The sequence below is a fragment of the Nocardia sp. NPDC057440 genome (assembly GCF_042802915.1).
Classification (GTDB): Bacteria; Actinomycetota; Actinomycetes; order Mycobacteriales; family Mycobacteriaceae; genus Nocardia.
In genome coordinates this window covers 348,747-369,356 of record NZ_JBHVDF010000007.1, presented here as the reverse complement: position 1 = coordinate 369,356, position 20,610 = coordinate 348,747, and the positions used below count along the sequence as shown (strand labels likewise).

At 64.9% G+C, this 20,610-nt stretch carries 21 protein-coding genes and 2 pseudogenes; 10 read left to right on the top strand and 13 right to left on the bottom strand.

Annotated features, from left to right (window positions below; genetic code table 11):
- Positions 1-21: 21 nt before the first annotated feature.
- From ACFU4Z_RS17755 to ACFU4Z_RS17745, 3 genes are all read right to left on the bottom strand, one after another.
- A complete protein-coding gene (locus tag ACFU4Z_RS17755) occupies positions 22-990 on the bottom strand; it encodes a DUF6301 family protein (protein ID WP_379064130.1) in 969 nt (322 codons plus the stop codon).
- Positions 888-2,567: a hypothetical protein gene (locus tag ACFU4Z_RS17750; protein ID WP_379064128.1), complete on the bottom strand. Its 1,680-nt coding sequence runs from the start codon at positions 2,565-2,567 to the stop codon at positions 888-890. Before ACFU4Z_RS17750 ends, ACFU4Z_RS17755 begins: the two co-directional genes overlap by 103 nt.
- Positions 2,568-3,041: 474 nt before the next feature.
- On the bottom strand, positions 3,042-4,514 hold the full coding sequence (locus ACFU4Z_RS17745) for an alpha/beta hydrolase (protein WP_379064125.1): 1,473 nt from the start codon (positions 4,512-4,514) through the stop codon (positions 3,042-3,044).
- A gap of 580 nt (positions 4,515-5,094) precedes the next feature.
- Between ACFU4Z_RS17745 and ACFU4Z_RS17740 the strand changes: the two genes are divergently transcribed.
- Positions 5,095-5,469 (top strand): DUF4913 domain-containing protein, encoded by a 375-nt coding sequence (locus ACFU4Z_RS17740; RefSeq protein ID WP_379064122.1) that lies wholly within the window; start codon positions 5,095-5,097, stop codon positions 5,467-5,469.
- 71 nt (positions 5,470-5,540) lie between these two features.
- Positions 5,541-6,257, top strand: coding sequence for a metal-dependent hydrolase (locus ACFU4Z_RS17735; RefSeq protein ID WP_379064119.1), 717 nt, complete (start codon positions 5,541-5,543; stop codon positions 6,255-6,257).
- 528 nt (positions 6,258-6,785) lie between these two features.
- On the opposite strand, the gene ACFU4Z_RS17730 is transcribed toward ACFU4Z_RS17735, so the two are convergent.
- Complete coding sequence (locus ACFU4Z_RS17730) at positions 6,786-7,172, bottom strand: MerR family transcriptional regulator (protein WP_379064116.1); 387 nt, start codon at positions 7,170-7,172, stop codon at positions 6,786-6,788.
- Between the two features lie 50 nt (positions 7,173-7,222).
- On the opposite strand from ACFU4Z_RS17730, the gene ACFU4Z_RS17725 reads away from it, so the two are divergent.
- From ACFU4Z_RS17725 to ACFU4Z_RS17715, 3 genes are all read left to right on the top strand, one after another.
- Complete coding sequence (locus tag ACFU4Z_RS17725; protein WP_379064113.1) at positions 7,223-8,128, top strand: NAD(P)-dependent oxidoreductase; 906 nt, start codon at positions 7,223-7,225, stop codon at positions 8,126-8,128.
- Entirely contained in the window at positions 8,125-8,556 is a 432-nt protein-coding gene (locus ACFU4Z_RS17720) for a PPOX class F420-dependent oxidoreductase (RefSeq protein WP_379064111.1), read from the top strand. Before ACFU4Z_RS17725 ends, ACFU4Z_RS17720 begins: the two co-directional genes overlap by 4 nt.
- Positions 8,557-8,759: 203 nt before the next feature.
- Positions 8,760-9,746 (top strand): SMP-30/gluconolactonase/LRE family protein, encoded by a 987-nt coding sequence (locus ACFU4Z_RS17715; protein ID WP_379064109.1) that lies wholly within the window; start codon positions 8,760-8,762, stop codon positions 9,744-9,746.
- 112 nt (positions 9,747-9,858) lie between these two features.
- On the opposite strand, the gene ACFU4Z_RS17710 is transcribed toward ACFU4Z_RS17715, so the two are convergent.
- Positions 9,859-10,953 carry a hypothetical protein gene (locus tag ACFU4Z_RS17710; protein WP_379064107.1) on the bottom strand — a complete coding sequence of 365 codons (1,095 nt, stop codon included), beginning with the start codon at positions 10,951-10,953 and terminating at the stop codon, positions 9,859-9,861.
- A gap of 95 nt (positions 10,954-11,048) precedes the next feature.
- Between ACFU4Z_RS17710 and ACFU4Z_RS17705 the strand changes: the two genes are divergently transcribed.
- The gene (locus ACFU4Z_RS17705; protein ID WP_379064105.1) at positions 11,049-11,846 is read left to right on the top strand and encodes a HugZ family protein; all 798 of its coding nucleotides are present in this window, start codon (positions 11,049-11,051) and stop codon (positions 11,844-11,846) included.
- A gap of 55 nt (positions 11,847-11,901) precedes the next feature.
- Here the strand turns inward: ACFU4Z_RS17705 and ACFU4Z_RS17700 are convergent, their stop codons facing one another.
- From ACFU4Z_RS17700 to ACFU4Z_RS17675, 6 genes and pseudogenes are all read right to left on the bottom strand, one after another.
- Entirely contained in the window at positions 11,902-12,273 is a 372-nt protein-coding gene (locus ACFU4Z_RS17700; RefSeq protein ID WP_379064103.1) for an MmcQ/YjbR family DNA-binding protein, read from the bottom strand.
- Positions 12,274-12,568: 295 nt separating this feature from the next.
- The gene (locus ACFU4Z_RS17695) at positions 12,569-13,228 is read right to left on the bottom strand and encodes a class I SAM-dependent methyltransferase (protein WP_379064312.1); all 660 of its coding nucleotides are present in this window, start codon (positions 13,226-13,228) and stop codon (positions 12,569-12,571) included.
- 484 nt (positions 13,229-13,712) lie between these two features.
- Positions 13,713-14,420, bottom strand: a complete 708-nt coding sequence (locus ACFU4Z_RS17690; protein WP_379064311.1) for an energy-coupling factor ABC transporter ATP-binding protein — start codon at positions 14,418-14,420, stop codon at positions 13,713-13,715.
- A gap of 8 nt (positions 14,421-14,428) precedes the next feature.
- The gene (cbiQ, locus tag ACFU4Z_RS17685) at positions 14,429-15,190 is read right to left on the bottom strand and encodes a cobalt ECF transporter T component CbiQ (protein WP_379064100.1); all 762 of its coding nucleotides are present in this window, start codon (positions 15,188-15,190) and stop codon (positions 14,429-14,431) included.
- The gene (locus ACFU4Z_RS17680; protein ID WP_379064310.1) at positions 15,191-15,577 is read right to left on the bottom strand and encodes a PDGLE domain-containing protein; all 387 of its coding nucleotides are present in this window, start codon (positions 15,575-15,577) and stop codon (positions 15,191-15,193) included.
- Between the two features lie 36 nt (positions 15,578-15,613).
- Positions 15,614-16,264, bottom strand: a pseudogene (locus ACFU4Z_RS17675) (energy-coupling factor ABC transporter permease); the annotation flags it as partial.
- Between the two features lie 172 nt (positions 16,265-16,436).
- Between ACFU4Z_RS17675 and ACFU4Z_RS17670 the strand changes: the two are divergent.
- Positions 16,437-16,736 carry an ArsR/SmtB family transcription factor gene (locus tag ACFU4Z_RS17670; protein WP_379064309.1) on the top strand — a complete coding sequence of 100 codons (300 nt, stop codon included), beginning with the start codon at positions 16,437-16,439 and terminating at the stop codon, positions 16,734-16,736.
- A gap of 624 nt (positions 16,737-17,360) precedes the next feature.
- On the opposite strand, the gene ACFU4Z_RS17665 is transcribed toward ACFU4Z_RS17670, so the two are convergent.
- Positions 17,361-17,864 (bottom strand): hypothetical protein, encoded by a 504-nt coding sequence (locus ACFU4Z_RS17665; RefSeq protein ID WP_379064098.1) that lies wholly within the window; start codon positions 17,862-17,864, stop codon positions 17,361-17,363.
- Positions 17,865-18,542: 678 nt separating this feature from the next.
- Positions 18,543-19,196, bottom strand: a complete 654-nt coding sequence (locus tag ACFU4Z_RS17660) for a TetR family transcriptional regulator (protein ID WP_379064096.1) — start codon at positions 19,194-19,196, stop codon at positions 18,543-18,545.
- A 60-nt stretch (positions 19,197-19,256) separates the two neighbouring features.
- On the opposite strand from ACFU4Z_RS17660, the gene ACFU4Z_RS17655 reads away from it, so the two are divergent.
- The 3 genes and pseudogenes from ACFU4Z_RS17655 to ACFU4Z_RS17645 form a co-directional block, all read left to right on the top strand.
- On the top strand, positions 19,257-19,778 hold the full coding sequence (locus tag ACFU4Z_RS17655) for a VOC family protein (protein WP_379064093.1): 522 nt from the start codon (positions 19,257-19,259) through the stop codon (positions 19,776-19,778).
- A 214-nt stretch (positions 19,779-19,992) separates the two neighbouring features.
- A complete protein-coding gene (locus ACFU4Z_RS17650) occupies positions 19,993-20,286 on the top strand; it encodes an FAD-binding protein (RefSeq protein WP_379064091.1) in 294 nt (97 codons plus the stop codon).
- A 1-nt stretch (position 20,287) separates the two neighbouring features.
- Positions 20,288-20,610, top strand: a pseudogene (locus tag ACFU4Z_RS17645) (LLM class F420-dependent oxidoreductase); the annotation flags it as partial.

The window sequence follows — 20,610 nt, the reverse complement described above, 5'->3', positions numbered from 1 at the left end:
ATCTCACAATCACAATCCTTGCTATTCTACAGAGCGGTGTCTGGCTTCGTCTTCACCATAGAAGATATTGATACCTGGGTTTTGCCGCAGGATTATTCGGATCGAGGGCGGCTGGTATGCGAGCCTTAGCGTGTTCTCGACGCCCCCCCATTGGACCCACGGGCTCGTTCCCGCGGCGCGAGCGGTCGGCTCGCCGTAGCTTGCGGTGAGAGCGGTTGCCATTCGAGTGAAGGCTTCAGTTAGTTGTGCGTGACTGTTGTCATCCACAGTCAGGGTAGCGACCGGCAGATCGATGAATTCGGCATCGCCACCGCTACCACCGATGTAGCAGTTACCAGGAACGGATCTGGTGTCCATGGTGATTTGGCCAGATTCTACATTTTCCAGTGTCCAGAACGTTGTCGCGCCACCGAGGCCGAGCAGGTCATCCATCCGCCACGACCACACCATATTGCGGAGTTCACGGGCCAGGTTGACGACCTCATCATCCTCCAGTGCTGGTCGTCGAACAGGTGGGGTACGGGGTTGGCTTTCATCGGCAGACCGGATCGGTCGATCGTCGAGATCGGCCTTGTACGCCAAAGATTCGAAGGCTGACATCGACTTCCCGTCACGCAGGACTCGATCAACGATCTCGTCTGCTTTTCGACGTCTTTCCGGGTTCACGACGACTGTCGACCGTAACGGGATGGTGTCGTGGATCGCGTAGATAGAGGGATCGAAAAGTAGTAGCGGTTGGGCGGCGACAGGGGCGGCGACATCGGTTGTGGGCATCGGCGCAGGAGAGGTAGCCAAGCGTTCCGGTGATGCCGTTTCGGTCTTGACCGAGGGGGGTTCGGCAGCTCGTCGTCGATGCTCGGCGATAGTGAACCCTACTGCACGGCAACCTAATTCGGCGAGGCCCAGCCACTTGGCGTATTTTGTGCCGGGTATGGCATCGACAGTGATGGTCCATTCTTTGGTGCCGGTGCGCACCAAAGCGAGAACCATCGAGGTGACCGTTTGGTATTTGGGGTGCTGTTCGGTGCGGCGTCCCAATTCGGTGCCAACCGGGCAGTCCACGGTTCCGGATGGGCTGAGCCCCAGGCACTCTCGCAGTTGATCGAGGGGGCCAGGTAGCCTTCGATCGTCCGTCCCAGGACACGACAGTGATCGACAGCCTGGTTGAGCGCGAGTGGATGATCGTAGAGCCCCGCGCGCAGGCGTTCGTGTTCGGAACTCGGCTCGTGGGGAAGGTGTGCACCCAAGAACGCCCGACTTTCCTGGGGGTCCCAGGATGACAACGCCAACTCCTGATAGCCGCTGTCGAGATTGGTCACGGTCGTGGTGATCAGAACCCGGCACAGAGACCGCCGCGGGATCAGACCACGCACGATGTCGGGATCATCGACACCGTCCAGGATCAGCAACAGCCCCGTCGTCGCCGGCAGGGCCGGGGTTACCGGAATCCGCGCCTCGGCGATACCGACATTCTGCAGATCCTCGCCGTGCCCACTCAGCTGCTGTAACGCGGCAATGACCTCCGCGCGACTGACAGCCTTGACGAACACCGACCGAAGAGCCTCGCGTTGCATGGCAGCGAATTGCACTGCGACACTGGTTTTCCCGCAACCGGTCATCCCGCGCACGACGACCGGAACAACCTCACCCACACCTCCCGGATCGAGTAGCTCACCCAGCCGCGCCAACGCGGCGCCCCGCCCCACGAACCGGTTGTCGACCACCCAGCCCTGGCCCGGCTTGGGCAGGGTAGCGGCCAGCCGCCGGTCGTGTTCGCCGAGGACGATGGATTCGATCTCGGCCACCGGAAGAGTCCGCGCGGCCAACGCACGGGCGTCGCCAGCGGTCAACAGCGGATAGATGTGCTCGATCAGCTGGATGCGCGCGTCACGGCGTGGCGGCTCAGGACGTTCCCGGCTCAGCTCGGCAATGCGCTCGGTCAACGCCTCGAAAGCCTCCTCGGCGTGCAGACGAGCGAAACCGCGTCCTCGTCGCGCCAAGAACTGAGCGACCGCCGCCGCTCCCGTCGCCACGATCTCGAATTTGCGCGGTAATGGTTCAGGCGCCAACTCGAGATCCGCTGCGAATCCGCATGCCTCCGCCTGTACAAGCCCGACAACAGTGACCAGCCAGTCCACGAAATCCGCAGACGGCGCGCCCTCGATCACGCTGTCGTGATCACGGCGGGCAGGGCCGACGAACCCGGCATTGGACCAGAACACCGGCCGATAGACCCGACCGGCCTGTGACCACTGACGGTGCAGAACCTGGAAAACCTCCTTGAGGTCGGTCCGATTCCATCCACTATCACCGGCTACCCGGTTCGGTTCACGGTGCTTGATCGACACCAGCTTGGGTCGCGCGTCGCCGTACATCATGACCACATCCGACGAATGCTGCGGCGCCGCGGCTACCAAACCTGTCCCGTCGAGCAATTCACGAATCAACTGCAAAGCGACAGCGTGCTTTTCGAAGCGTATCCAGGACTCGGTCCGCGGCCCGGCATTGCTTGAGTCCACCGGCAGACGTCGCACCGGCCCACACTCCTGCTCCCCCATCTCGGTCACACCCCGACGATACGAGCGACCACCGACATACCACCACCACCGGTGTCCGGCTGCCGAACAAGGGGCCCACACAACAAACAACCACACCACGTCGCAGGGACTGGTCACCTACGCAGCCACCGTTCCGAGCAGCAACTCGGCCACAGCCCATCCAATCGGAAGCACTCGACCCACCGAACGCAGCCGCGTTGAGGGAATTCCACCTACCCACAACCTGTCACGTGACATAACCAGGTCAGGGTGGGGCCCGAGGTTGTGGCACGACCTCGACCCCGCCACCCATAGAGTGTTCAAGATCGATCCGTTCCAGAATTGCCAGATACAGCGCACCTCCCTTCGGACTTGCCAACTACTTTGCACACAAGTTGTCCGAATTCGGTGCAATCTAGTTGGCAAGTCCCAGGCCACAGATGCCAACTAAATCGCTCCCGGACAGCGGTGTCGGCGGTCAGTGAGCGAGGTTTGGACTCTCGACTACTGCGACCCGTGGTAATGATTGTCCTGGATGCTTGTCCGGTCCTCTTCGGGGTCGTCGTCCGGCCAAAATGGGTACACCTCCTTGTGCTCGGCCAGCATGTTGTCCGGGCCCAATCGGTCAGCGTTCCCGGACGCGATAAGGCCGGTGGCGTACAGTGATTCGCTGCCGGCGGTGAAGTAGTGCAGATGGGCCTGCACGCTGTAGTCGATCGGCGACGAGTAGCTTTCCGGCGCTTCCGCCTTGATGCGGGTGGCGCCGAACTCTTGTCCAGCGGGATCGGGACCACCCAACCAGGCGTGGCCCGCGTAAGCGTTCAGGTCGTTGGATGCTGAACCGACGTACACGTGTCCGCGGTCCAGGTGGAAGTCGGCGGCGCTGCGCGCCTCGTCGGTGCTGACAGGTCCGAGCAGCACCACATCGTTCGCGTGCAGTTGACTCGCGGCCGCCGCGTCGGCGGTGACTATGGCCCCGGCGGAGTATCCCACCACGGTCAGGTGCGACGGACCCTGATGCGTCGCCCACAGCCCGTCGACGTCCTCGGCCAGCAGGTTTCCGCCCTTGCGTTCAGCGGTTGGATCGCCACTCAGCACGGCGGTGATCCCGTCGGTCGGCGAGTCGTATCCCATCCAGGCGACGACCGCGGTCGGATGATCCGGGTCGGCTCTGTTCGATTCGACATACAGGTTCTGCGCTTGTTCGCCTTGGACATCGAACCAGCCCTTGTCGGATGCGTCGCTGGCTCGCACACTCTGACTTGCTCCCGGCACGACGACCGCAGTGTTGGGAGCGGTGTCCGGATCGCCGATACTGATTGCGGCCCTGCCCTTTCCCCCGAACGCGAGCGGCTGGTACACGTACAGATAGGTGGGATACGGGACCTGCGGATAACGTCCGGGATCGGCCTTGTTCGAACCGCTGTATTGTTCCAGTCCGGCGCGGACGTTGATCGCATTGTGGTAGCGCGTAATGTCATCGGCTGTCAGGCCGTATTCCTTCGGGTCTTTCTCGATCGCATCGACCGGCACACCCTTGGTTGTCGCCACATCCTCGACCCGGCGGATATCGGCGTTCATGACCCGCTGATTCGCCGCGTTACGGACCTCGACCGGTATACCGTTGAGGTTGCCGATCCGTTCGGGGTCCTCGGCCAGCAGCGACTTCTGCTCCTGCGGAGTAAGCGAATTCCACCACTTGTTGACTCGTACCGCGTCCTCCGCTGTTCCAGTACGAGGCTGCTTTTCATACTCCTCCTCGTCCAGCAGGTTGTAGAGAGCGACGCCTGACAGCGCTGCGCCACCACCGATTGTTAGAGCGGTTCGGGTATCGGTGACGCGCAGATGACCGGCAGCAGTCCGCAACCCGGCACCGGTAGAGCGGTAACCCGCCGAGGCCCTCGAAACCGCCCTCGAGAGGGCGGTTTCGATCGCTTCGGCGGCGGCCCGGACGCTGCCGGAAATCGGGTTTCTCATCTACGCGGGGGTTCGCAATCCTGGTCAGAATTCATATCGCAGTGCCTGCCGGGATCGCTTCATGATTGGATAAGGGCTACTCGAGAGACCCAAGCTACTGCCTCCGCCGCCCTTGGTATCCCCAGCCAGAAGAATGTTCGCCACCAAGGACGACTTGTTCGCGGCGGCCATCGGCGCGATATTCGCCGAGGTCCGGTCCCGGTGGCCCGATCGCACAATAGTGGCCGAGACCAACGGCTCAGCCGGGGGCTTCTACCGGGCGATCGGGTTCCCCGCGACATCCCCGGGTGAGAAGCATCCACGCGTCGAACGCTTTTCTGTAGCTCGAACCCGAACCGACTCCCCACGCTCCCCCGTATTTACTCCATCACCGAACCCCAGCGACCCCAGCAACGATCCATTGCTCCCGGCACACGGCGGCCGCGCCGATCGAGCAGGTCGTGAATCCGAATCCGCAACTCCTGACCCACATCAACAGAGATCGGCCTCCATCCGACGTGGCCGGAACGGTATGAACGCAGCCGAAATTCATCGCTACCCTCGAAGGTGGCTCGATCTACCACAGGTATGGGGGGGACGAATGAGTGACAAGCAGAGACCGGCCGTATTCGGCTCAGTTGTCGAGTTCGTCGAGAGTTACTTGACGCTGATCTATCGGCGCGACATCGACATTCACGCGTGGTGCCCGGAATGGTGGCGGCACGCCGAGGCTGTCGTACGCTTTGACGCGCTCTGGAGAGCATGGGAGCACCACCGGCTCGATGGGAACATCGGGCTCTCGGTGTGGTTTCTCGACCACGCCGATGCTCACATGCGCGTCCTACTCAGCTTCAACGGCCCGTTCAGCGGCTGCTCGGTCCGCAACGGCCACTCCGCCAAGGTACCTCCCCTGCCGCTGGAAGCCCCTCCTCTCCCGAATATGTTCCGATCCCCGACGCTCACCCGAGACGACTAGCGGCGGATGGCATTTCACCACTCCCACCAGCGCTTATCTGAAAGGTCCTGTGGTCAACTAACGTTCATGCGGTGCTAGGACATTCTCATGCGACCAGTGGCGCGTTCGCCTGGTCGGTAGCGGCCGCGACATTGCCCGTATCGGCGATGACGTATCCCGTATTGACAAGTGCGGACGTGCATCTCGGCCCCGTCGACATACTGTTGGGCGTCTTTCTGACGGCTGGCGCAGCGCTGCTGCCCGACGCAGACCACCCCAACGGGACCATCGCCCACGTGCTCGGACCGATTTCGTACTACCTCTGCCGGTTCATCTCATGGATATCGGGCGGGCACCGCCATGCCACGCACTCGTTCGCGTTCGTCATCGCCGTGGCATACGGGACCTGGGCAGGCGAACACTGGATCGGACGATATTTCACCCTCGCACTCGTCTTCTTCCTGCTGGCCCTCGCGGTACGCGCACTACATATCTGCCCCTCCGGCGACGGCGTCAAAGCATGGGGCACCGTGGTGATCCTCGCCGCCGCAGGCACCTTCGCCATGGACCACTGGATCACCGACAAACCGGTCTGGCTACCGTTCTCCGTCGGCCTGGGTGCACTCGCCCACCTCGCGGGCGACTGCCTCACCGACCGCGGCTGCCGCCTCTTCTGGCCCTTCCCGTTGCGCACCCGCGTGCCCATCGTCGACCGCACCGGCAACAAGGTCGAAACCTGGGTGCTGTCGCCGCTGTTCACTCTCGGCGCACTCGGGGTGCTCTGGCACGTCTTCACCACCAGCCCCTGACCGCCACCGGCATGGTGACTGTCTCTCGTGCAACCCCGACCGGTCTTCCACGAGAGACAGCACCTGCCGGCACAGCCCGACACTCGAACGCCCTGACTCCCCCGCCGTACCAACAACTGCGATGGGCGACCCTCTCTGCCCTTGCTTGTCTTTTGTTGATGGACGTAATGGACATGAGTGACAACGCAATTGAGGCTCTATGCAAAGATATGCATAGGCCAATATTCACATGTGTTTCAGTCGAGTAGCCGAGCCTCGTTGACCGGAGCCTCGCCCCCTGCCATGCAGCGTCCATCTCATCATGCAACGAACTGCGAGGTCGGGATCGACCGATCCCCCGTTAGTAGATGAGCCCCGTCGCGCTTCGCTCCCCCAACCGGTCGGCAACCGCTCCCCTGTCCCATTGCCCCACAGCGGACCGGCCCGGGCCCCCCTAGCGACGCCACTTGGCGTGATCGATCGATATGCCTTCCGGCACTGGCTGATTCACGCTGCGGGACCTGGTGTCGCAGTCCGCACACGAGTCGATCACCGCGCCGGATCGCACACGCCGTAGCTCGCAGACGTTCGTTCGGTCGCGCTGAGGTAGCTGCGCAATGCCTGACGAGACTGGGTGAGCGCGTCGATGCGTTCGTCGAGTCCCCGAAGGCGTGCCCGGAGTACGTCGAGCAACTCGGTGCATGGCGCAATGTCAGGGCCGGCGCCGGTCGCGCAGGGCAGCAAGATGCCGATGTCCTCGGTCGAGAGTCCCGCTTCGAGCAGCCCCCTGATCTGGGTGACGGTCAGGATCGCGTCGTCGGCATACTCGCGGTATCCGTTGGCTCCGCGGCCGGGCTCGAGCAAACCCTGGGATTCGTAGTAGCGCAGCAGATGCGTGCCGACTCCCGTGCGGCGGCTCAGCTCCCCGATCAGCACCGTGGCTCCTCCTTGACCTTCATACAGATATCAAGGTTGATGATACCGACATGACCGATCAATCGACGTCCAACTCCGACGCCGGCCACGCGCCGGTCACTGTCATCGGCCTCGGGCTCATGGGCCGAGCACTCGCCGAAGCGTTCTTGTCAGATGGACACCCGACCACCGTATGGAACCGCTCGGCCGCAAGGGCGGAACCGCTCGTCGCTCGCGGCGCCACCCTTGCGGGCTCGGTCGGCGAAGCTGTCGCGGCGAGCCCGCTCGTGGTCATCTGCGTCACCGACTACGAGGCGGCGCGCGAGCTGCTCGACCCGTTGGGGGATGCCCTCACCGACCGGGTTCTGGTGAACCTGACCTCGGGCACCTCCGCCCAGGCCCGGGAGGCCGCCGAGTGGGCGTCCACGCGAGGCGCGTCCTACCTCGACGGCGTAATCCTGGCTATTCCCCCCGCCATCGGTACCGCAGACGCCGTTCTCCTCTACAGCGGTCCACAGCAGGCCTTCGACCACCATGAGGCGACCCTGCGAAGTCTGGGCGCGAACACCACCTACCTCGGAGTCGATCATGGTTTGTCCTCGCTGTACGACATGGCGATGCTGAGCATGATGTGGAGCGTTCTGAACGGATTCCTGCACGCCGCTGCCCTGCTCGGTACGGCACAGGTCGACGCGGCAACAGTCGCGCCGTTCCTGAACAACGGGATCGGGACCATGACCGAGTGGATCACCGCCTACGCGGACCAGATCGACGCAGGCACGTTCCCCGCCGAGGACTCCACCATCGACACCCACCTGGCGGCGATGGAGCACCTCGTCCAGGAGAGCGAGACGCTCGGTGTCAATGCCGAACTACCCAGGTTCGTCAAGATGCTGGCCGACCGGGCGGTGGCCCAGGGTCGCGGCGGCGACGGCTACGCCGCGATGATCGAGCAGTTCCGAAAGCCATCGGCATGAGCGCCGCACCATTCGATCCGCACGCGCTGCTCGCGGAGAGCCGGCTCGCCGTCCTCGCCACGATCAAGTCGGACGGCCGCCCGCAGCTCTCCCCCGTGCAGCCGTTCTATGACCGGGCGTCCGGACTCGTCTATGTGTCGACGTCCGGGACGACCGCCAAGATCGCCAATCTGCACAGGGACCCACGTGCCGCGATGGAGGTGACCAGCCCCGACGGCTCGTCCTGGGCGACCGCCGAGGGCACGGCCACGCTCACCGGACCGGGAACCGACCCTGCCGGTGCCGAGGTCGAGGCTTTGGTGGACTACTACCGTATGGCCGCCGGTGAGCACCCGGACTGGGACGAGTACCGGTCGGTCATGGTCAGCGACCGACGGGTGCTCATCGCGATGACGGTGGACCACGTGTACGGCACCACGATTCGTTAGCGAGCCGCCGACCGAGGACGTAGCAAGGCGGAGCTCCCCCGTCCTTGCTACGTCCGGCGGAGCCGGACGGTGGTGATCCTGTGCATCAGTGGCCTACATGCTTTGATGCGCATATCTACGTATGGTGATGTTTTCTGTGGATCCATTTCGGTCGAAAGGAGACGGCTCTCGGGCTAACCTGGGGCATGTTTGCTGGTTCGACGATGCAACCCCAACGCTGGACGCCGCCGCGGGCGCTCCCCCGCGCTCGCGAAACTCGCAGCGCCACACCGCTCCCCCCGGTTTCCAGGCTGGAGGTGCCGAGCGCGGGCCCCGAGGATGTGGTGCTCGCGCCGGATGGGCGGGTGCTCGCCGGGGTCGATGACGGGTCGATCCTCAGCATCGATCCGTCCGACGGGGACGTGCGACGGCTCGGCAACACCGGCGGCAGACCGTTGGGGCTGCATGCGGATGCGGACGGATCGATACTCATCTGCGATTCGACGCGCGGACTGCTGCGGCTGGATCTCGATGGCGGCCTCGAAATTCTCGTCGACCAGGTCGACGGCGAGCCACTCCTCTTCGCCAGCAACGTCGTTCGCGATGACGACGGCACGATCTACTTTTCGTCGTCGTCGCGCCGCTATCGCCTCGATCAGTGGATGGGCGACATATTGGAGCATTCCGGCACCGGCAGGCTGTTGCGCCGCGATCCGTCGGGCGCGGTCGAAACCCTGCTGGACGGACTGCAATTCGCCAATGGGGTGGTCCTGTCCCCCGACCGTTCGTGTGTGATGGTTGCCGAGACGGGTGCATACCGTGTGTCGCGCTATTGGCTCACCGGCCCGAAGGCAGGCACGCATGATTATCTCGTCGAGAACTTGCCAGGATTTCCGGACAACATGGGTCTCGGTAGCGACGGACTCGTCTGGATCACCCTCCCCTCCCCTCGAAACCCCTTGCTGGACCGGCTACTTCCGCTGCCGGGCGTGCTGCGGAAGATCGTGTGGACGCTACCGGCGTGGTTGCAGCCGCAAGCGCCGAAGACGGTCTGGGTGATGGCCGTCGACTTCGACGGCAGTGTCGTGCACGATCTTCAGATCGAAGGCACCAATTTCTCGATGGTCACCGGCGTTGTCGAGCACGAGGGGATTCTCTATCTGGGGAGTCTCACCGAGTCCGCGGTCGGCGTGACGCGGGTTCCGTCCTGACGCGAGCACGGTCCGACGTCGGACCGACCGGGTGGCTGTCGGTGCGCCCGGGCACTCTCGGGTTCATCGCGCTGGGTGTGCGAATGCGCCGCGAGGGTGTCCGGGCTCGCGGTCAGAACAGTTGTTCGGGGTGGGCGTCGGCTTCGCTGCGGACGTCGGCGGCGAATCGGGCTTCGATGTCGTCGGGGTCCCCGGAGCTGTGCGCTGTGTAGAGCAGCAGGCAGCCGCGGATGCCGTCGAGGAGGTCTTCGAGGAGGTCGAGGGCCGGGCGGACCGGGTCGAGGCGGCTGATGCGGAATTCGGCGAGCAGGGCTTCGCGAGTGTCGCTGTCGAGATCGAATTTGCGGGCTTGTTCTTCGATTTCGGCCACTCGGCTGACGACGGCCCATGGTGCGGGCACGTGTCCTTCCGACACGGACACGGCCTCGGCGATCAGATCGACGACAATGTCGGTCGGTGTCTCGCCTTCGCCGAGGCGTTCCAGCACCATGGTGGGGGTTTCCACCTGCAGTGCTTCGATATCGTCGGCTTCGACGACGACATCGACAGTCGGTACGCGTGCGAGTTCGCCAGCGACTTCCGCGGCGGCGTCGAGCCAGTGTGCGGCAGCGACCGCCGCGGAAGCGGGGTCGAGTTCGGTGAACAGTTCGATGGAGCCGAGTGGGTCGGCGCGCAGCAGTTCGTCGGCGGCTTGGACCTGGGCGGGTGAGACGTCGGGTCTGGACAGCTCGACTGCTTGGCGTGCGCGTCCGGTGAGGTCGCCGAGTTCGGCGGATTCGATGGCGGCTTGTTCGGTGATGACTTCGGCGAGGATGGTGTTGCGCAGTTCGAGGTCGTCGATGCTGTGCAGGGTGCGTCCGACGCGATGGGCGGATTCGACGACGCCGCTGTAGGAGACGAGCAGGCCGTGGTCGGTGGGCAGGTTCGGGGTACGGATGGCCGCGTCGACTTCCTTGAAGTTTCTGCGTTCCTCGGCACGGCGCCAGGCTTCGCTATTGGGGATGTCGGGATCGCCTGCGGCGCTGGCCGGGTGTGTGTAGGTGCGCCATTGGAACCGGGACAGGGTGGTCAGATTCGACGCCAAACTGGTTGCCTGGTCTGGGCTTATCGGGGGCAGTGCGGCCACCGTCGCCGCGAGATCGCCGCGTCCGGTCGCCCAGATGGCGACTAGTGCGTTGCGGTCTGCGTCGATTGCATATCGGGTCACATCGGCAAGTCTTGCTGATTCCGCGTGGTTGTGCGCGGGCAATCCTGTCCATCCCGCTGCGGTGACCGGCGTTTCTCCATGGCACGCTGGGGAGTATGACTCTCGATCACGGTGATCCGGGCGATGCGCCTTCGGTTCCGCAGCCGACCGCGCCGGTGGTGAATTCCGCGCGTCCGTCTGCGGCGGAGGAGGCCAGAACTGTTGCGGCGGGGACGAATACGGGGACGTTGGCCAGCCTGAGTGGGGATGGTTCGCCGTGGGCTTCGTTCATCACCTATGGCTTGTTGGATGGTCAGCCGGTGTTGTGTGTGTCCAGGATGGCGGAGCACGGCCGTAATCTGGCCGCGGATGCGCGGGCCAGTATTGCGGTGGTGGAGCCGAATCCTCCTGCCGATCCGTTGGCTGGGACGCGGATCACTCTCGCGGGGGTCGTCGAGCAGCCGGTGGGTGCGGAGGCCGAGGCGGCGCGGCAGGCGCATCTGGCGGCGGTGCCTGCGGCGAAGTATTACATCGACTACAGCGATTTCGCGGTGTGGGTGTTGCGGGTGCAGCGGATTCGGTGGGTCGGTGGGTATGGGCGGATGGATTCGGCGACGGCCGAGCAGTATGCCGCTGCCGCGCCGGATCCGGTGATCCCGGTTGCTGGTGCGGCGATTACGCATCTCAACGATGATCATGCCGATGCGCTGCTGTCGATGGCCCGGGTGCTCGGCGGGTATCCGGATTCGACGGCGGCCAGTTGTGAGCGCGCCGATCGGTACGGGTTGGATCTGCGGGTTGTGACGCCGCGTGGGGTGGCGCGTACGCGGGTGGGTTATGTGGCGCCGCTGGATTCCATCGATGAGTTGCGGGCGGCGACGGTCGAGTTGGCGCGGCGGTCGCGGGAGGTCTGAGCGTGGCGGTCGGCGCCTAGGGTAGGCCGGAATGCGGGCGGCGTCGGGTGTGGCTTCATCGGGTCCGAGGGTGGGGTGTCGATTGTGCCCAGTCGGGGACTTCGGCGACCAGTTCCTCGGGAGCGGATAATCGCCAGGCTTCGAAGACCAGTTCGGACAGTTCGTCGGCTTCGATGCCTGCCAGGGAGACGACTACCCAGCCGAATCCGCCTGCGGTGAACTGTACTTCGAAGACTTCGGGCCTTTCGGACACCAATGCGAGCTGTTCGGACAGGGTCTGCTTCAGGCCGACGGTTTCGGTGCGCGGCCAGTAGTAGCCGAACCGCTTGCTGCGGACGCTGAAGGTGGTGTATTTCTCGCTTTTGGCGCGTTGCACGTCGACGAGTGCGTCGATGATTCGGAAGAACTCTTTGTTGTGTACGGCCATCGCGGACTCCCTTACGCAGAGTCCGCCGCAGCGGCCTTCGCCGACGTCGCACCGATCGGGAGGCAGGCGATCGCGTAGGTGCGGCGCAGCAGGGTGATCGGCATGTCTCAACTCAACCACATCCTTCGGTGTGGCCGGACATCTCGCTGCTGGCCGTGCGCTCCGGGCCCGCTGGGTCGGGCGGGCGGATCGGGAAGGAAACCAATGGAGGATTCCCAGCGCGGAAGCTGATCACCGAACCTCCACGGCTATGCACCATCGCCCAGCTGTGGAGGTTCGGACCGGTCGGGTGTCCTTACCTGATCGCGACCACCATTGCGTCGCTGATCGACCGCCACGCCACGCCCGCTTCGAGGAATCCGGCTTCTTTCAACCGCAGGCAGTGCCACGTGGCTGGATGTTCCTCGCCTCCGCTGTGCCGGTCGAAAATCGCTCGGCTGCCCTCGTGTTCCTCGGCCAAGGCACGGTCGTTAGCTACTGTTGCCCACCACTGCTCCCAATCCAGCGCACCGTCGGCACGGGCGCGTTCCTGATGCGCGTTCTGGACAGCCGTATCTATGGCGTTGAGTATCGGAGTCTCCGGATCGGGCATGTGATCGGCATTGACGAACACCCCGCCCGGTCGAACCAGCTTCGCCAGATCGGCATACAACCACGTCACAATTTCACTCTTCATCCAATGTGTGGACGTCGCGGTCAGCACGGCATCGAACAGCTCGTCCTGTAAACATTCCATCCAACCGGGCTCAGCCAAATCAGCCGTCATAAACGTGATCCGTGAATCCCCCTCGAACGATCCCCGCGCAATCGCCAGCATCGTCGGATCCATATCGACTGCGACCGACCTCGCTCCCGGCAACCGCGCGAACAACCTCCGGCTGATAGCGCCTGTCCCACACGCCAAATCGAGAATGTGTGGCGTCGGCCCCACCGCGGCCGCCACCACATCCAGCATCACCCGGAACCGTTCCTCGCGTTCAGGTAGATACAGCTCCTGCTGCTGATCCCAACTGCGCTGCCACAACTCCCAGTCCACAACGCCTCCATATCCAGAATGAACGTCAGATTTTCCGAACAGTGATATGGCACAAACACAGACGTGGCAGCTGCACCGTCATCGACCGATATTCGACGATCTCGCGCGGCATAACGCCTGGTAGAAAATCGAAGCGGATCTCGGCAGGGAAGAGTACACACGTTTCAGCCGAACCGGCCGGCAATAAGGGTCCGATTCCTGCATCGTGCCGAAAACTTCGGATTGACCTTGCGATATTTGCGCGATTGTTACCGTCGAAGACGAAGTATCCCGGTCGCACGGGAACAGAGCCTGTCGAGGCTCGATCCGCGACGGATGCACTCGAGCCGGAAGCTTCAGGCCGGCTGTATCCGGTCGAGGTGGTGTTTCGCGGCGGCGAGTTCAGCAGTTTTCCACAGCAGGCTCAGCTGAGGCGGTGTTCGGCTAGAAGGTCGGCATTGCCGAGGATTTCGTTGATGGGTCCGTCCGCGACGATACGGCCGTTGTCGAGGATGACCGCGCGGTCGCAGATCCGCTGGGCGTAGGGCAGGTCGTGGGTGACCAGGACGAGTGTCGTCGGGAGGGTCAGCAGGATGTCGGCGAGTTCGCGGCGGGCTACCGGGTCGAGGTTGGCGGCCGGTTCGTCGAGGACGAGTACTTCGGGGCGGCATGCCAGGACGGTGGCGAGCGCGGCGCGGCGGCGTTCGCCCAGCGACAGTCGTGCCGGGGAACGGTCGGCTCGATCCGACATTCCGACCGCGGCGAGCGCGAAGCGCACACTGTCGGTGAGGTGCTCGCCGCGGATACCGAAATTGCTCGGGCCGAACGCGACGTCCTGTTCGACCGTCGGCATGAACAGTTGATCATCGGGGTCTTGGAACACCACGCCGACGCGCTGGCGGATGGCGCGGACGGTTGTTCGGTCCAGGCGGGTGCCGCCGATATACACCTGACCGGAACTCGCGGTGAGCACACCGTTGAGATGCAGCATCAGGGTGGATTTACCCGCGCCGTTGGGTCCTAGAACCGCGACTCGCTCGCCAGGGGCGAGGTCGAGATTCAGCCCGTCGAGCGCAGGGGTTCCATCCGGATACGCGAAGGTCAGGTCGGTCAGGCGGACGGCGGCCGCCATGGACTCGCTCACCGTGCGACCCAGGCGCCGACACAGACACCGACTGCGGCGAAGGCGGGAATGCACGCGACAAGCCATTGCCCGCGGGTGGCCGAGGGTGTGCCGAAATCGGTGATGGTGCCGGTGAATCCGCGCGAGAGCATTGCCAAGTGGACCCGTTCACCTCGTTCATAGGATCGCAGGAACAGGCTACCGACGCCGCGTGCTGTCGCGCCGATCTGACGTATCGTGCGCGGGTCGTCGCCGCGCGAGACCCGCGCCAGGCGCATGCGTGCGGCTTCGTCGGCGATCACATCCACATACCGCAGCATCAGCACCACGATCGTGACGACCGAGCCGGGCACGTGGAGCCTGCTGAGCCCGCCGGGCAGTTCACGAACGCTCGTCGTGGCCGCCACGGTCAGCGAAATCCCCACTCCGATTGTTCCTTTCGCGATAATTCCCCAAGCCGTATAGAGACCCGTGGTCGACAGCGACAGCCCGAGCAGTGTCGTCCTGGGTTCTCCGGCCGCGAACGGCAGCAGAATCGCCAGCACGACGAACGGCAATTCGATGAGTAGCCGCGGCGTGATCCATCGCAGCGGGATGTGCGCAACGCGCCAGAGCTCGACCAACCCGACCGCGTAGACGGCGAACGGCCAGAATATCTCTCGTGGTGTCGCGACAACGGCGAAGACCGTGAGCGCGGCGCAGACGATCTTCACTTCGGCCGGAGCCCGATGCACCGGCGAATCGCCGGGTAGATGCAGTCGGTGACTGACAGTGGCCACCTACTGGGACTCCGGCTCGGGCGAGGTGCTCGCGCCCTCCGAAACGGGATCGGCCCGCCGGTGTCCGGATCGGCCTGCCCTGATGATGCGAACGACCGCGAACAGTGCGGCGAAGGCGGCGGCGACCCCCAGCACCCCCGCGACGCCGGTCAGCCGGTCGTTGCCGTCGATCGTGTAGTCGGCAAGCGGCGAATCCGCCCATCGATGATCGGCTGCGTTCTGGGCGATGCACTCACCGCGCAACTGTTCTGCTCCGTCCACCTCCACGACCGTGCAGCCGCGCTGTGTCGTCGCATCGAGGCCGTCCGGCTGCGAACTCGCCGCAGAGGACAGCAGGCCCGCCACGAGCACCGCGACCGACGCGAAACCGAACAAGAATCCGTTCACCGACAGTGCGGCGCGCCGCGGTGACGCACCTACCACTGCCTGATCGGTCGCACGCAGCAGATACACGAGGTCGGGGCGGGCGTTGACGACGGCGACGACGGTGATTGCGGTGATCACCCCTTCTCCGATGCCGATCAGCGTGTGCGTGACCAGCATGTACCAGGCGACCGCGCCGACGGTGGACCCGGCGGCCCCGCCGATCGCATACTCGACAACGAAACCCATTGCGGCACAGATAGTTCCGGCCAGTGCGGCGACGAAGGCTACGACACCGATCCCGCCGCGCCTTGGCGCCAGAGGCAGCGAACGGCGCGCGACGAAATATCCGACCACGACCCCGATCAACGCCATATTCGTGATGTTCGTGCCCAGCGCGGTCAACCCGCCGTCTGCGAACAGCAGTGCCTGGACAACCAGCACGATTGCCACGCAGAGCGCCCCCACGTAGGGCCCGACGAGGATCGCCGCGAGCGCTCCGCCGAGTAGATGCCCGCTCACACCGGGCAGGATCGGGAAGTTCACCATCTGCACCGCGAAGATGAACGCGGCTACCAGACCTGCCATCGGAGCGGCACGTTCCTCTAGCTCGGCACGGGCGCGCCATGTCGCGTATCCCAAGCCCGCGACGGCGATGACCGCGAACATCAGAGAGGTGGGTGCGTCGACAATGCCATCGCTCATATGCATGGCCGATGTGGTGTGGCTCACCTCCCGATACGATACTCGCAATATATGTACAGGTGGACCGATATGTGAGCATCGGCGATGACTGGCCCCGGCAAGGAGAGGACGGCAGAGTAGAACAGTGCCCTCAAGCCTCCCACTCGACCCACAACACGCCCGGCCCGCAGCGCCTGGCCTGGATGTCGCCGGTATCGAACACTGGGCCAACCGATTCGACCTGCTCTCCGACGCCAATCGACTCCGTCTGCTCGTGTGCCTGCACCACACCCCGGACCAGAGCGTGACCGACCTCGCCGCCGCCGTCGGGATGACCGCAACCGCCGCATCACACGCCCTGCGGTTGTTGCGTTATCAGGGTTGGGTCACCTCCTCCAAGAGCGGCCGAATCGTGCGCTACCGCCTCGCGGACGAAACGATCCATCAACTCCTGCACTGGATCGGCGCCCCCCACGCCTCCGAGCCGAGCCCGCTCTGAAGCCGGTGGCCGCCGTCAGCCTGCCGGGACGACGGCAGCGGCCTGATCGCTATATCGCTCCGGGTCGATCAGCAGCGCACGGGCCAGCGGCGTGCCTGGGTCCGGCTGGAGCCTGGGCCTCGCCTTCTACAACGCAGGAAACCGCCGGCTGCTGCGCCGACCCGGCATGCGCACTCATCCGGGAGTCTGGGCGGGTCGGTGCCACGAATACCGCGCCTCGGGTTGTTTACTGGGCAGGCCCTCGTTCACGACCCTGGTTCTATGCGCAGGCAGCACCGTGAATGCGGCTGTCGGCACGCCGATCCGGCGATCATGTCAACGATCGTCATCGTGTCGCCCGGCATCGATGCAGGCTGGAATCGACTGTGCGGAGGGCTAGTGACGAACACCGTGGTTCGCCGGGCTGCCGGTCTGGGCACCAAGCTGGGTTTGGCCGGTGCAGTGGCAAGTGCGTTGGTGCTGGGGCAGCACACCGTCGCTCGCGCCGCGGAGACGGCCACGTTCCAGCTCCCGCTGGTGAAGATATCCCAATCATGGGGTGTTCCCACGCGATTCAGCATCTACTTGACAGCGACCGTCGGTGACAATCCCGTATGCTCGATCTCGCCGTCCCACCACATCCGGCTACGGCGAATCCAACTGTCCTGCCGAGCCATTGTCGTCGAGCCCGGATCTCGATCGGCGGTGCGCGTCGCGCAACTGACGCTCTGCCTTGATGGACATCGGATGATCCGAACCGAGGGCGCGCAGGCAGCTGGCGTGGGTTGCCATGTACCAGTAGAGCGCTTCGTCCTGCTGCCCCGACGCCCAGCACGCATCGGCGAGTACCAGCTGGGCCCCGAGCGTGCGCGCATCCTCCGCACCGAATGCGTCGATACATTGACCGACTTCCCACCGACGCTGGGCAACATCTGGATTCGGTGTCGGCGCGCGCTCCTCCTCCGCCGCCGTTCGCACGCCCAGCCGGTTGCCGAACCGCCACGCGATGATGCCGACTCCCCCGGCTGCCGCATAGGCACGCCAGTAGTCATTGTCGGCATACCACGATCCGACCGCGAGGATCGCGCAGTACGCGGCCACTCCAGCCCCAACCCTGCTACCCCAGAACCAGAACGCCGACCTACGCATTGATCTCCTTCACGGCGGGTGATTGGTGTGTACTACGCATCTGTTCGTAGCCGAAGAGGCTCACGATTGGTGCCCCCACCGACGTACCGCTAGGCCAGCGGCTCCCACCTGGCCGCCGCGGACCGCGACGGGCATCGAGTCGCTCCGCACCGCGCTCACCGAACGCGGCGTCAAAGCCACCCCATCTGCCTACGACGCCCACCGCGTCGAGACCGTCACACCCCACGCAGCGACGTGACGGCGGATGAAAGCCGACGATCTCGCGGGTTCACGCCGAGAACATCGGTGCCGAGAATGGTTGGGCGGCAACAGAATCGGGAAGAATTCACCCGGCCCGAGGCGCCGCGGAACGGCTCATCCGTCAGCTCGGGCTTCGCGGCGCGATTCGTGGCAAGAGCGGGATGTCTCGAATCCCGTTTCGGCGCAACCGATTCCGTCTCCACGAAACCGGAACGTTCACAGCCAACATCTCTTGGATCCCGCCGTATTCAGCGGCGCGCCCTCAGGTTGGCCATTGCTATGCGCTAACGAACCTGTCCGACGCCGTGTAGTCGGAGGCGATGATCGCGAAGTGAGAATCCCCAGCAGTCCCCACTCCGCGACGGTATCGCAGCGTGCGCGAGCGGGTCGGGGGTGACACGTCGGGCGTTGCCGCCGACGCGCTATGAGGGTGCGCGGTCAGCGAGATCGGTTGCGGCCGGCCGGAGCCGGATCGCGAACGGGGACAGGGACAGTGAGCATGGCGACGATCATGTCGATGATTTCGGCGGCGTCCTGCTCCGGGTTCACGGTGCGGACGCCGGACTCCAGTGCGCGTTCGTAGTCGGCGAAAAGGGCGAACATCACCGTTGCCATTGTTTCCAGGCGTTGGCGGCGTCGGCGGGGCGGCAACTGCGGGAGCGCGGCGTCCAGGCGGGCGGCGATGATGCGGACCGCGGCACGGTCGGCGCCCGCGAGGCGGCCGGCATCGGCGATCACGGGGTGGGCGCGCACGACTTCGAGGAAGCGGCCGTAATGGGTGACGCCGGTGGTGCCGACCAATTCGAGTATCGGTGCGGCGAGCATGGCGACCAGGGTGTGGACTTCGTGCGCGGTACCGTCGGTCTCGTGTTCGGCCAGCAAGCGCATCCTGCGGTCTTCGAGCCAGTTCATCCTGCGCTCGACGATGGCTTCGATGAGGCCGGTGCGTGAGCCGAAGTAGTAGTGGACCGCGGAGTTGTTGCGCTGACCTGCCGCCGCGGCGATGTCGCGCAGCGGGACCTCGACGCCACGTTCGGCGATGAGTCGTTCCCCGGCGTCGAGCAATGCCGCGCGCGAATCGTCGATGTGCATCCCCGAACTGTACTAAACGCGAGTATTGACGATGTTAAGCATCAGTGATTAATTGATGGGGTGGGAAGTCCAGAGGGCCGCATCGCGCACGGACCGATATTCCAGCTGTGCTGGGTGGTCCGGGACATGGCGGGCGCGCAGCGGGAGTTCACCGAGCGCTATGGGGTGGCGCACTGGCTCACCATCCCGGATGTGCACTTCGGGCCGGAAACCACCGAATTGCGTGGCGCGCCCGCCGATTACACGATCACCGCGGCCTTGGGCTATGCGGGCGGGCAGCAGCTGGAGCTGATCGAGCCGAGGCGCGGGGTGAGCCTGTACTCCGAGCATCTCGACCGCGTCGGTCCCGGTCTGCATCATGTCGCGTGGGTTCCCGAGGACTTCGACGCCGCACTGGCCGAGGCGACGGCCTGCGGGTCCGGCATCCTGGCCAGGGGCGCGTTCGAGGGGGTCGGGATGGAGTTCGCCTACCTCGACGGCGGCGCATTCGGTTCCCACGTCGAGCTGATGCGGCTGTCGGCGGACATGCGTGCGATGTTCGATTACCTTATCCCCGAAGGGTATTCGAACCCGTGGACCTAGACGACGATCGCCCGAGCACACGACAGTCGGCGGACTCCGCCCCGCGACTCCTGTCGGGCGCCGAGCTGCCGGAATCGGCCGGCGATCACCTAGTCCGCGCTCGTGCTGCCGACCGGCGCATTGCGGCAGACGATGTCGGCCTACAACGCGGTCGCGGCCGACGGGCACGATCCCGAAAGCATTCCGACTGGCTGACGCCGTTGGCCGAGGGCTCGTGGGGTGCCTTCGATCTGACGCCCGCGAAGCCACCTATGTCGGGTTCACCCTCGGCGGGCCGGCCACCTCCGTCGACGGGCCAGTGCTGCGCGCCGACGGGTCGCCGATTCCCGGGCTCTATGCGGCCGGTGCCTGCGCTTCGCATATCGCGTTGGACAGCTCCGGCTATCCCAGTGACGCCTGCCTGGGCGAAGGTTCCAATTTCGGCCGCCGCGCGGGCGTGCACGCCGCGCGCACCGCAGGCCAGACCGAGCACGACACACCGCACACCTCCGCACCGAAGGACGCCTGATATGCGTTTCACCTACGCCGAGACGATGGTCGACCCCACCTATTACGTGCCGCTGGCCCGCGCGGCCGAGGAGGCCGGGTACACGACGATGGTCGTCGCCGACAGCGTCGCGTACCCGAAGGATTCCGACGCGAAGTACCCCTACACTCCCGACGGGAGTCGGGAGTTCCTGGAGAACAAGCCGTTCGTCGAGGCATTCGTGGGGTGCGCCCCCCAGGCCGCGGTCACCACCACCCGGCGGGTGACGCCGGGGGTGGGGTGTCTGGCCCACCCCGCCCCCCCGCGCGGGGCCCAACACGCCCCCCCCCACCCCCCGCCCACCGC